The organism is Cupriavidus sp. 01L46, from assembly GCF_056399905.1.
This window is the reverse complement of sequence record NZ_JBFTSF010000036.1, coordinates 1-10,932: the sequence shown is the minus strand read 5'-3', so window position 1 is coordinate 10,932 and position 10,932 is coordinate 1. Positions and strand designations below refer to the sequence as shown.

At 64.9% G+C, this 10,932-nt stretch carries 10 protein-coding genes; 4 read left to right on the top strand and 6 right to left on the bottom strand.

What is annotated here, in order from left to right; all coding sequences use genetic code 11:
• Window positions 1–172 precede the first annotated feature (172 nt).
• A complete protein-coding gene (locus AC1DS3_RS09080; RefSeq protein ID WP_441639517.1) occupies window positions 173–1,054 on the top strand; it encodes a LysR substrate-binding domain-containing protein in 882 nt (293 codons plus the stop codon).
• Between the two features lie 18 nt (window positions 1,055–1,072).
• Here AC1DS3_RS09080 and AC1DS3_RS09075 read toward each other — a convergent pair whose 3' ends face one another.
• The gene (locus AC1DS3_RS09075; protein WP_477127047.1) at window positions 1,073–2,269 is read right to left on the bottom strand and encodes an MFS transporter; all 1,197 of its coding nucleotides are present in this window, start codon (window positions 2,267–2,269) and stop codon (window positions 1,073–1,075) included.
• A gap of 176 nt (window positions 2,270–2,445) precedes the next feature.
• Here AC1DS3_RS09075 and AC1DS3_RS09070 point away from each other — a divergent pair, with 176 nt between their 5' ends.
• Window positions 2,446–3,339 carry a LysR family transcriptional regulator gene (locus tag AC1DS3_RS09070; protein ID WP_441639515.1) on the top strand — a complete coding sequence of 298 codons (894 nt, stop codon included), beginning with the start codon at window positions 2,446–2,448 and terminating at the stop codon, window positions 3,337–3,339.
• 92 nt (window positions 3,340–3,431) lie between these two features.
• Here the strand turns inward: AC1DS3_RS09070 and AC1DS3_RS09065 are convergent, their stop codons facing one another.
• From AC1DS3_RS09065 to AC1DS3_RS09045, 5 genes are all read right to left on the bottom strand, one after another.
• Complete coding sequence (locus AC1DS3_RS09065; RefSeq protein WP_441639514.1) at window positions 3,432–4,517, bottom strand: porin; 1,086 nt, start codon at window positions 4,515–4,517, stop codon at window positions 3,432–3,434.
• Window positions 4,518–4,793: 276 nt separating this feature from the next.
• Entirely contained in the window at window positions 4,794–5,312 is a 519-nt protein-coding gene (gene uraD, locus AC1DS3_RS09060; protein WP_477127046.1) for a 2-oxo-4-hydroxy-4-carboxy-5-ureidoimidazoline decarboxylase, read from the bottom strand.
• 21 nt (window positions 5,313–5,333) lie between these two features.
• Window positions 5,334–6,284, bottom strand: a complete 951-nt coding sequence (gene puuE / locus AC1DS3_RS09055; protein WP_441639569.1) for an allantoinase PuuE — start codon at window positions 6,282–6,284, stop codon at window positions 5,334–5,336.
• A 48-nt stretch (window positions 6,285–6,332) separates the two neighbouring features.
• Entirely contained in the window at window positions 6,333–7,739 is a 1,407-nt protein-coding gene (locus AC1DS3_RS09050) for a nucleobase:cation symporter-2 family protein (RefSeq protein ID WP_441639512.1), read from the bottom strand.
• Window positions 7,740–7,890: 151 nt separating this feature from the next.
• On the bottom strand, window positions 7,891–8,634 hold the full coding sequence (locus AC1DS3_RS09045) for a GntR family transcriptional regulator (RefSeq protein WP_477127045.1): 744 nt from the start codon (window positions 8,632–8,634) through the stop codon (window positions 7,891–7,893).
• A 313-nt stretch (window positions 8,635–8,947) separates the two neighbouring features.
• Here AC1DS3_RS09045 and uraH point away from each other — a divergent pair, with 313 nt between their 5' ends.
• Complete coding sequence (uraH, locus tag AC1DS3_RS09040; RefSeq protein ID WP_043344662.1) at window positions 8,948–9,301, top strand: hydroxyisourate hydrolase; 354 nt, start codon at window positions 8,948–8,950, stop codon at window positions 9,299–9,301.
• 31 nt (window positions 9,302–9,332) lie between these two features.
• Window positions 9,333–10,538, top strand: a complete 1,206-nt coding sequence (locus tag AC1DS3_RS09035) for a urate hydroxylase PuuD (protein ID WP_477127044.1) — start codon at window positions 9,333–9,335, stop codon at window positions 10,536–10,538.
• Window positions 10,539–10,932: the final 394 nt, after the last annotated feature.

Here is a 10,932-nt window from a genome sequence, read left to right as displayed (position 1 = left end):
TACGGGAATGAGTGAGGCGCATCGATGGTGCTTTCCAGGCGAATCCGGTTGCGGGGAACGGATGGCGTCGTACTCGACGCCAATCTTGGCGCACATTGTGGGCGAGTCCTCGCTATGATAGAAATGATCTAATTTCTTCCGATTCATTAGCACTCATCATCAATACGGAGCCATGGATTTCGATCCGACACTGTTGCGGGCCTTTGTCGCCGTCAAGGAAACCGGCGGCTTCACGCGCGCGGCGCAGCGGCTGCACCTGACGCAGTCCGCGGTCAGCCATCAGATCCGGCGGCTCGAAGAGCAGGTGGGCCGGCCGCTGCTGTACCGCACGACACGCACCTTGACCCTGACCGAGGACGGCAACGATTTTCTCCAGCACGCGGAGCAGATCCTGGCCTCGCTCGATGCGCTTTCGCGCCGGTTCCAGCCGTCTCCCGTTTGCGGCGTGGTGCGCTTCGGCGTGCCGGAAACCTTCCTGGGCGAGCGGCTGCCGCAACTGCTGTCGCGGTTCTCCCGTGCATTCCCGGCGGTGCGTCTCGACGTGAGCGTGGGCACTTACCTGGACTTGCGCGCGATGATCAAGGCCGGCGAACTGGATCTTGCGGTGGTATTGTCGGCGCCCGGCGGGGAGGGCGGCACGGTGCTGCAGCACACGCAGTTCGTGTGGGCCGCCGCGCAGGCCTTCGAGATCGCACCGGGTGCGTCGTTGCCGCTCGCGCTGTCGCCCTCGCCGTGCGTCAACCGGCAGGTGGGCGTGGCGGCACTGGAGGGCACCTCCATACCGTGGCACGTGGCGTTTACGTCGCCAAGCCAGGAGGGCATCCGCACGGCGGTGCTGGCAGGGCTCGGCGTCTCGGTGCAGATCCGCGGCGACCTGAAGCCGGGGATGAAGGTGGTCGATGGCCAGTGTGGCTTGCCGGCGTTGCCGGCAGCGGATTTTGCGCTGATCTGGAGCGATGGCGAGAAGACGCCGGCCGCCCGCGAGTTCGGGCAGTTGCTGGTGAGCCTGCAGGCGCCGCCGCCCAAGCCCGGCCGGCGRCTCAAGACGCCCTAGCGCCCGCAGCGCCGCGCGCTAGGCGATGTCGGGCCGCGCCGGGAACCCATGCCGGCGCGAGGCCCACGCAATCAGCAGCCCCACAACCAGCAACGCAAGCAGCGCCCACGGGAACGCGCCGACGCCGTGGGTATCGAGCAGGACGCCGCCGACGATGCCGCCGGCTGCGATGGCGAGGTTCCAGGTGGTGACGAGCATCGATTGCGCGACATCCGCGCCGGGCCCTGCCGCCTCGGCCGATGCGGTCTGCAGCAAGGCGGGGGCGCCGCCGAAGGTCAGGCCCCAGGTCACGACGGCCAGATAGACCACGACCGGATGGCTGCCGCCGATGGCGAGCGCCAGCGAGGCCATGGCGAACAGCGCAAGGCTTGCCAGCACCAGCACGCGCAGCATGCGGTCGATCAGCAGGCCGCTGATCCACACGCCCCCCAGCGACGCCACGCCGAACACCAGCAGCACGATATCCACCTGCCCGGCCAGGCCGGCGGGCACGAGAAAGGGCACGACATAGGTGTAGAGAATGTTGTGGGCCATCACCCACAAGGCCAGCACAGCCAGGACTGGCCGCACGCCAGGGGTCGCGAATATCCGGCGCACCGGCATGTGCTTGCCCGCCGCCTGGCCAGGGTAATCCGGCGCTCCCAGCGCGACCCACGCCATCACGGCCAGCGCCAGGACCGACATCGCGCCAAACGCGGCGCGCCAGCCCAGCGTGTTGCCCAGCAGCGTGCCGAACGGCATGCCCAGGCACAGCGCCAGCGGCGCGCCGACGCCGGCCACGGCCAGTGCGCGGCCTTTGAGGTGATCCGGCACCATGCGCCGCGCATAGCCCGCTAGCATGCCCCAGACCAGGCCGCCGGCCATGCCTGCCAGGAAGCGTGCCACCAGAGCCACCACGAAGCCCGGCGCCAGCGCGGCAAGCGTATTGAAGACCAGCAGTCCGGCCAGGGCTGCCAGCAGCAACGGCCGGCGGCGCCAGCCTTGCGTGGCCGCCGTGAGCGGGATGGCCGCCACCAGCGAGCCGATGGCGTAGAGGCTGACGAACTGGCCCGCGAGCGCCTCGGATACGCCCAGCCCTTCGCTGATGCGGGAGAGCATGCCGGCGGGGATGGTMTCCGTGAGCAGCGTCAGGCATCCCGCCATGGCAAGCGCAAGCAGGGCCGGCAGCGGCAGGCGGTCCGTGCCTGCGGCCGCGGTGTTGTTCATTGTCAGCATGTCGATCCTTCCCATTTCCTGGGCAACAGAATGGGGCGAGTATTGTCTGCGCGGGACTAATGAACAATGGGCTATAGTTCCAAACATATCTGACAGATCGGTCAGCAATCAGGGCCTGTCAGTAATCAGGCCTGTCAGCCATCGGAATCATCGAAGCCATCATGGAGAGGCCGGCAATGGATAGCCTGGGTTCGCTTGGCGTGTTCGTCAGGGCCGGGGAAGCCCGCAGCTTCACCGTGGCGGGCCAGCAGCTGGGCATCTCGTCCTCGGCGGTCAGCAAGGCAATCGTGCGGCTGGAGGCGCGCCTTGGCGTGCGGTTGTTCCATCGCTCCACCCGCAACGTCAGCCTGACCCCGGAGGGCGCGCTGTTTCTCGAGCGCTGCCGGCGCATCCTTGGCGAGGTCGAGGCGGCGGAGATGGAGCTCTCGCAGACGCAGAGCGCGCCGCGCGGCAAGCTGAGGATCAGCCTGCCGTCGATCGGCACCGCGTTCATGAACCGGCTCGCCGAGTTCAAGCGGCTTTATCCCGAGGTCGAACTGGAGATCGATTGCTCGGACCGGCTGGTGGAGGTGATCGAGGAGGGCTTCGATGCGGTGATCCGCACGGGAGAGCCCAACGATTCCCGCTTGATGTCGCGCACCATCGGCTCGTTCCGGCTGGTGATGGTCGGCTCGCCGGATTATTTCCGGCGAGCGGGGCTGCCGCGGGAGCCCGAGGATCTCGCCCGCCATGACCGCCTGCTGTATCGCTACCCCACCACCGGCAAGCTGCAGCCGTGGCCGCTGTACCGCGATGGCCAGCCGGTCGGGATCGGTGCCGAGCGGCAGGCCAGCATGGTGACCAACACGCTGGAGCCGCAGGTGTGCTTTGCCGAGCAGGGCCTGGGCATCGCCTGCGTGCCGGATATTTCCATCCGGCGCCAGCTGGACGAAGGCACGCTTGTCAGCGTGCTGGACGACTACAACCAGGACCGCACGATGCTGCGGGTGCTGTGGCCATCCAGCCGCCAGCTGTCACCCAAGCTCAGGGCCTTCGTGGACTTCATCGCCGGCAATCTGCTTGCCGCCTGAGCACGACGCGCGGGCGGGGCGTAAAAAAACCCGCCACAAAGGCGGGTTGGGCGGGAGGGCGGATGTCCGTTCCCGTTGACCAGGGGAAAGCGTCAGAACTTGTGGCGCAGGCCCACACCGAAGGTGTCGCCGTGCGACAGGTCGGTGATCTTGTCGTAGAAGTAAGCGGCGTAGACGTCGGTGCGCTTGGACAGGTTGTAGTCGTAGGCGACTGCCACCGTGTTGCGCTTGAAGTTCGCGACCGAGTTCTTGGTCTTGTCGTAGGCGTAGGACGCCAGGATATTGCCATTGCCGACCGGCACCGAAACGCCGACCTGGCCGTTGGTGTGCTTGATGTCGCCGTTGACGTTGTTGTTGATGTCCGACTTGATGTACTGGCCTTGCGCGAACAGCTTGACGATCTTGAAGTCGTAGCTCACGCCGCCCTGCACCGCATTTTGCTTGCTGAAGCCAACCAGCAGCGGGCTGGTCGACGCGGTCACGTCACCCGGCGTGCTGTCGAACTTGACTTGCTGGAAGGCCAGCGTGGCAGCGAACGGGCCGTTGAAGTACAGCAGGTTGCCGCCCCACTTGTTCTGGCCGGTGGCGCCAGCCTTCTCGCCAAACGAGTAGATCACGTTGGCGGTCAGGCCRCCGAAGTTCGGCGTGGAGTACAGCAGCGAGTTGTTCCAGCCCGAATCGCCGATGATGCCCGGGTCGTTCACACGGGCCGTGGCGGCGCCGAAATAGGTGTGGAACACCATCGGCGAGAACACGTAGGAGTCAACCAGCGGGTTGAACAGGATGGTCGACACGAAGAAGGGCGTGGTGTTGCGGCCCAGCTTGATGGTGCCCAGCTTGTCGTTCTGCAGGCCCACGAATGCATTGCGGCTGAACATCGAGTCGCCGTTGAAGCGGCCCGAGGAGCCACTGTCGGTGCGGAAGAAGCCGTTCAGGTCGAAGATGGCCTTGGTGCCGCCGCCGAGGTCTTCGGTGCCCTTGATGCCCCAGTACGAGGTTTGCATGCCGCCCGAGTTGGCGACATAGGCGCGGTTGGCTGCGCCGACGTTCTTGACGCCGCCGACGAACATGTCGGCCTGGCCGTACAGCGTGACGCTCGATTGCGCCATGGCCGCGCCGCTGAAAAGGGCTGCCGCCATCGCTGCCAGCTTGAGGGCCGGCTTGATCTGCTTATGCATTGTGGGTTTCTCCGTGGTTGATCCGTTGCGTTCTTTGTGTACTGGGTCCCTGACGGGTTCTATTAGCTTTATTAGCTTTATTAGCTTTATTTGCTTTACTAGCTTTACTAGCTTTATTGGCTCTGGTGCTTTTCTTGGTGCCGGGCAGGCGCCGGACCTGGGCTCGGTCCGGCGCCTGCCCGTGACAGCAGCATGGGTAAGTCAGTGGTAAGTCAGTGGCGAATCAGTGGCAAACCAGTGATAACGCGGGGCCGACGAAACAGCTGCTTTTTTGGCTCAGCCGGATACTAAGTCGTTCAGGCGGAATTGCGCAATGCGGTGGATCTGGTTGATGCAAGTTTGCAACTCTGCGGCTGGTTCGTTGTTCACGCGCCTTGCGAACTCGCCGATGATGCCGGCGCGGTCGTAGCCGCGCACCGCCAGGATGAAGGGGAAGCCGAATTTCTCGTTGTACTGGCGGTTGAGCGACTGCAGTTGCTCGAACTCCGCCGCGGAGCACTGGTCCAGGCCAGCGCCGCTTTGCTCGCGGGTGGATTCGGCGGTCAGCTCGCCGCGCACGGCGGCCTTGCCTGCCAGCTCCGGGTGGGCGCGCACCAGCTTGATCTGGGCGGCATCGCCCGCGCCGTCCACGATGGCGCGCATGGCGTCGGYCAGCGCGGCAGCATGGGCGAAGGGGCGCTGCGTGGCGGCGGCTTGCGCCACCCACGCGGAGTGTTCATAGATGCCGCCGAGCGCCTGGATGAAGTCGGCGGCTGGCAGGGCGTTGAGTTGGTCGAGGGTGTAGGTCTGGCTCATGGTTCGGCTTATGGATTCGGCTTATGCGTGGTTCTGTGCGGAGTGGGGATGGGTTTCGGCCCAGTGGCGCGCGATGTCCACGCGCCGGCAGATCCAGACCTTGTCGTGGCCCTGCACGTAGTCGAGAAAGCGCTGCAGCCCGCGCATGCGGCCCGGGCGGCCCAGCAAGCGGCAGTGCATKCCGACCGACAGCATCTTGGGGCGGTCCAGCCCCTGCGGATCGCCCTCGGCGTAGAGCACGTCGAAGGCGTCCTTGAGGTACTGGAAGAACTGCTCGCCGGTGTTGAAGCCTTGCGGCGTGGCAAAGCGCATGTCGTTGGAGTCGAGCGTATAGGGCACCACCAGGTGCGGCTTGGTCTCGCCGTTGCTGACCTCCACCTCGGTCCAGAAGGGCAGGTCGTCGCCGTAGTAGTCCGAGTCGTACAGCAGCCCGCCGTGCTCCACCACCAGGCGGCGCGTGTTGGGGCTGTCGCGGCCGGTGTACCAGCCCAGTGGCAGCGATCCGGTCAGCTCCTTGATGATCTGCATGCCGATGCGCATGTGCTCGCGCTCGGTGGCTTCGTCCATGCCCTGGTAGTGGATCCAGCGCCAGCCGTGGCAAGCGATCTCGTGGCCGAGCTCGACGAACGCGCGGGTCAGGTCCGGATGGCGCTGCAATGCCATTGACACGCCAAAGATCGTCAGCGGCAGCCCGCGCTGCTCGAACTCGCGCAGGATGCGCCAGACGCCGGCGCGCGAGCCGTACTCGTACACGCCCTCCATGCTCATGTGGCGGTCGGGGTAAGCCGCCGCGCCGATGATCTCGGAGAGGAACTGTTCGGAGCCGGCATCGCCGTGCAGCACGTTGTTTTCGCCGCCCTCTTCGTAGTTGAGGACGAACTGCAGCGCAATGCGCGCGCCGCCCGGCCAGCGGGCGTGCGGCGGCTGGCTGCCGTAACCGATCAGATCGCGTGGATAGTTGTGGCTTGTCATCAGGGTCATGGTTCTTCAGGAAACTGTGCCGGCCGCCGCCGGCTGGACTTATTCCGTGCCGTGCGAGTTGGCCGCGGCGTTGCGCATGGCTTCTTCACGCGACTGGATGCCGTTGAAGAAGACGTTGAGCACGACTGCCACGATGGTGCCCAGCACGATGCCGCTGTGGGTGAACGGGTCAGTCCACTTGGGCAGGTACTGGAAGAAAGTCGGCGCCAGCGTCGGGATCATGCCGAAGCCGATCGAGATGGCGACGATGAACAGGTTGAAACGGTTGCGGTTGAAATCGCACGAGCCCAGGATGCGGATGCCGGTGGCGGCCACCATGCCGAACATCACGATGCCCGCGCCGCCGAGCACGAACTGCGGCACCGAGGCCACGATGTGCGCCATCTTCGGGAACAGGCCCAGGCCGATCAGGATGATGCCGCCGGCCACCGCCACATAGCGCGAGCGCACGCCGGTCACCGTCACCAGGCCCACGTTCTGCGAGAACGAGGTGTAAGGGAAGGTGTTGAACAGGCCGCCAATCACGGTGCCAAGGCCGTCCGCACGCAGGCCGCGGGTCAGGTCCTCGTTGGACAGGCGCTTGCCGGTGATGTCGGCCAGCGCGAGGAACATGCCGGTGGATTCCACCAGCGTGATCAGCATCACCACGCACATCGACAGGATGGCGGGAAGGTCGAAGGTCGGGATGCCGAAATGCAGCGGCGTGATCAGCGCGATCGCGCTGGCGTCGTTAAGGCCTTCGAAGGAGACCTTGCCCAGCGCCATCGCCACCAGGGTGCCGATCACGATGCCAAGCAGCACCGCGCAGTTGGAGATCAGGCCGCGGCCATACTTGCTCAGCAACAGGATCGCCACCAGCACCAGCGCCGCGATGCCCAGGTTGCCCAGGTCGCCATAGGCGAGGTTTGGCACATCCTTGACCACGCCGTCGATCACGGCACGGGTGGTGGGCTGGCCGCCGGCCGCCCAGTTGATGCCCACCCGCATCAGCGATACCCCGATCAGCGTGATCACCGTGCCGGTGACGACGGGTGGGAACAGCCCGAGCATGCGTCCCATCAGCGGCGCCACCAGGATGCCGAACACCCCCGCGGCAATCACCGCGCCGTAGATGCCCAGCAGGCCCACGTTGGGGTCGGAGCCGATGGCGATCATCGGCGCCACCGAGGCAAAGGTCACTCCCATCATGACCGGCATGCGGATGCCGAACTTCCAGAAGCCGAAAGCCTGGATCAGCGTGGCCAGGCCCGCCGCGAACAGGTCGGCATTGATCAGGAAGGCGAGCTGGTCCTTGGGCAGCTTGAGCGCGCCGCCGATGATCAGCGGCACCGCGACGGTACCGGCATACATCACCAGCACGTGCTGCAGGCCGAGCGCAAGCAGCCGGCCCGAAGGCAGCCGCTCGTTGGTTTGGTCCGTTGTGACCGTGGTGCTAGCGCTAGTCATGAATGTGTCTCCTCTCCTTTGGATTTGATGGGAACGCTGCCGGGCGGGGTGGCTCTCGGTATGTGACTCCGGCTGCGTCGCATCGTCGGGGACGCGTTTCTCATGAGCAGGAATCGGGCCTTGGCCGCAGGTTGGCAGCGGGAACAACTTGCTAGGTGGAGTGACCCAGCACGCTGCGAAGATCGAAATTGCCCGGTTCATCGGGCTGCACGCGGTCGGCGCAAGCGCCGAGATGGTGCGCCATGCGGCTCTGGGCCAGGGCGGCATCGCCCTGTTCCAGTGCGTCGAGGATCTCTTCGTGTTCGTCGAAGGAGCAGGCGTTATTGCCCGGCGCCTCGACGCTGGCGATCATCAGCGTGGTGCGCGACACCAGCCTGCGCATCATGGTGACCAGCAGCGCGTTGCCCGAAAGCTCGGCCAGCGCGGTATGGAACTCGGCGGACAAGCGGATCCACTTGGGCCGCTCATTGGTGAGGAAGGCCTGGCGCTCGGCTTCCACCATCTTGCGCAGCGGCGCGATCACGCGCTTGACGTCGCGCATGCCGGCGAGCTTCTCCAGCACCGCGCGCTCCAGCATCTGGCGCAGCTCGAACATGTCGTGCGCCTCGTCGGTGGAGGGGCTGGCGATGAAGGCGCCGCGGTTGGGCTMCAGGTCCACCATGCCGTCGGCGGCCAGGTGCGCCAGCACCTTGCGCACCGTGTGGCGCGCGGTGGCATAGATTTCGCACAGCGAGTGCTCGGTCAGCTTGGTGCGCGGGGGCAGCCGGTGCTCCATGATCGCGTCATAGATCTCGTGATACATGCGCTCCTCGACGGAACCCTTGCGGGCGGGCTTGATTTCGGTCGGGGCGGCGGTGTCATCGGCACYGGCGATCAGCTTGAGACTCTTGGACATCTTGGCACCAGCGTATCGGTGAGGAGGGGAGCAGCGCGCCATGTAAGCGGGGTGAAGCAGAGTGGCGCGCCCCAAAAATTGTTGACAATTATTTGGTTAGCACGGCAATATTGTCAACAAAACCGAGCTAGGTTTTCGACAAGTCAGGGTAATTCCTGAGTTGCCATCCGGAGTGGTGCGAAGCATTGTCGCCATGCACCAGTCCAGCGCCGGGATGCGTTAGAAATACGTACCGAGCGGGCGCCATTCCCACAAATGGTGCTAGTGAAGGCAGCGGCGCCTCTCACAACCCAAAGCCCTAAGGAATAACAGGATGGGACGCTTGACCACACATGTACTCGACACCGCAGCCGGCACGCCCGGCGCCGGTATGTCGATTACCCTGCATAAAATTGTCGACAATCGTAAGGAGACGCTGAAGACAGTCGTCACCAACCACGATGGCCGTTGCGACCAGCCCCTGCTGGATGGCGACACCATGGCGGTCGGGGTGTACGAACTCGAATTCGGCGCCGGCGATTATTTCCGCACCCAGGGCACCAAGCTGCCCGAGCCAGCTTTCCTCGACGTGGTGACGCTGCGCTTCGGCATTGCCGACACCAGCGCGCATTACCACGTGCCGCTGCTGGTCTCCCCCTGGTCGTACTCGACCTACCGCGGCAGCTAAGCGCGGCAACGGGCAATCAAGGAGACAAGACATGGAAGGCTATATCCTCGACTGGGCCAATCTGCTGCTGCGCTGGGTGCACGTCATCACGGCGATCGCGTGGATCGGTTCCTCGTTCTATTTCGTCTGGCTGGACAACAGCCTGACCCGTCCCGACGACCCCGACCTGCAGGAGAAGGGCGTGGGCGGCGAACTGTGGGCGGTGCACGGCGGCGGTTTCTACAACCCGCAGAAATACCTGAGCGCGCCCAAGACGCTGCCGGAGAACCTGCACTGGTTCTACTGGGAGTCCTATTCCACCTGGATGACCGGCTTCGGCCTGCTGGTGGTGCTGTACCTGTTCAACGCCAGCACGTTCCTGATCGACAAGAACGTGATGGACATGTCGCCGGGCGCGGCGATCGGGTTTGCGTTGTCGTATCTTGGCGTGGGCTGGGTGGTGTACGACTGCATCTGCCGCGTGTTCGGCAAGAGCGACCGCACCGTCGGCATCCTGGTGGCGATCTACGTGGCGCTGGCCGCGTTCGTGGCGTGCCACGTGTTCTCGGGCCGCGCGGCATTCCTGCTGACCGGCGCGATGATCGCGACCATCATGAGCGCCAACGTGCTGGTGTGGATCATCCCGGGGCAGCGCAAGGTGGTTGCCGCGCTGCGCGCGGGCGATCCGGTGGATCCGGTGCATGGCAAGAACGCCAAGCAACGCAGCGTGCATAACACGTACTTCACGCTGCCGGTGCTGTTCGCCATGCTGTCGAACCACTACAGCATGACCTACAGCTACAAGTACAACTGGGCCGTGCTGGTGCTGATCATGCTGGCTGGTGTGCTGATTCGCCAGTTCTTCATCCTCAAGCACAAGGGCAAGATCAACGTCGCGTGGCCCGCTGCCGGCGTGGCCGTGCTGGCGGTGGTCGCGGTGATGATCGCGCCGGTGCCGCGTGAGGTGGTCGCCAGCAAGGACGGTGCAGCGCCCGCGCAGGTGAGCTTCACCAAGGTGCAGGAAGTCATCAACTCGCGCTGCATCCAGTGCCATGCCGCGGCGCCAAAGATGATGCCGAGCGCCGCCAAGGGCATCAAGCTCGATACCGCCGACGAGATCAAGGCGCATGCGCAGATGATCTACCAGCAGGCGGTGCAGCAAAAGGCCATGCCGCTTGGCAACGTCACGCAGATCACGGATGACGAGCRCGCGCTGCTGGGCCAGTGGTTCGAGGCAGGCGCCAAGACCACCAACTGATTCGATAGAGATCAACGGGCCTGGCCGAGAGGCGGGCCATTTACCGAGCATCGGTGATCGGCGGTCCGGTGGCTATGTTGTTGATGGCCGGAGGTCCGGACCGACGAGGGTTTGAGCGGGGCGAAAGCCCCGTTTTTTTTTGTAAATTGGGGGGCGTTGCTTATTTCGTTGGCGGTGGCATTTTGGACTCAAGGTGCCATACGACATCGCCCTGCGGGGTTGGTCGCTGTTTCATTTGGCGGCGATGGTTTTTGCACCCAAGAGCCATACGACATCCCCCTGCGGGGGCTGCCGGTCACTTATATGAACGCGCCCCGCCCTCCCATGGAGCGCGAGACGTCGAAGAAGTCTTGCGGGGTGGGGCAAAACTGCCCTGGCGGTAAGGGGCCCCTCC